This window comes from Acidovorax cavernicola (assembly GCF_003581445.1).
In genome coordinates this window covers 1-698 of sequence record NZ_QXMN01000305.1, presented here as the reverse complement: position 1 = coordinate 698, position 698 = coordinate 1, and the positions used below count along the sequence as shown (strand labels likewise).

The 698-nt window shown below is 55.3% G+C and carries 2 protein-coding genes; one reads left to right on the top strand and one right to left on the bottom strand.

All coding sequences use genetic code 11. The features are described 5' to 3' along the window. Window positions 1-285 (bottom strand): hypothetical protein (locus D3H34_RS33330; protein ID WP_286186591.1); only part of this gene is annotated, 285 nt, incomplete at its 3' end. 127 nt (window positions 286-412) lie between these two features. On the opposite strand from D3H34_RS33330, the gene D3H34_RS33325 reads away from it, so the two are divergent. Then, on the top strand, window positions 413-698 hold a 286-nt coding region (locus D3H34_RS33325; protein ID WP_119558917.1), incomplete at its 3' end, for a response regulator.

Here is a 698-nt window from a genome sequence, read left to right as displayed (position 1 = left end):
CTTGATTTCCTTAGCATAGGCGCGCCAGCCGCCAATCTGGCCCACACGATCATTGGCTTCGCGCCAGGATTGCACCGGTTGATCCGCATAGCCCTGATAAGCCCCGATAGGGGACGCGTATTGCAACGTTGCCAGCGGTGCAGGCTTGGGAGCCTCGGTATCTGCTGGAGCTTGTGCGAAAGCTGCCCCCGCAAACAACACCAGTGTCGAAGGCAACAGAGCCCTGAAGGGCGGCAGGTAACTGGAAGTGAGCATGGTCTCCTCTAAAAGAATCTTTGATCTCATGATGTGGAGATTCTGGAGAGACCACCCTTTCATTCAGATGTTCTGAAAATTACATTGTTGTTATCTACCTGTCAGAACGCCTCAAACTTGGCAAACTCTCGCCAAAGCATTGAACGGAAGCGCACACGTGAAAATATTGATCGTCGAAGACGAGCCCAAAACGGGTGAGTACCTGCGTCAGGGTTTGACAGAAGCTGGATACATTTCCGACCTCGTGCCCAACGGCGCGGATGGCCTGCATATGGCCCTGCAGGGCGAATATGACCTGCTGATCCTGGATGTCATGCTGCCTGGCCTGAATGGCTGGCAAGTGCTGCAAGCCCTGCGTGACCGGGGGATCGGAATGCCCGTCCTGTTCCTGACTGCCCGCGATCAAGTGGAAGATCGTGTCAAAGGACTGGAACTCGGGGCCG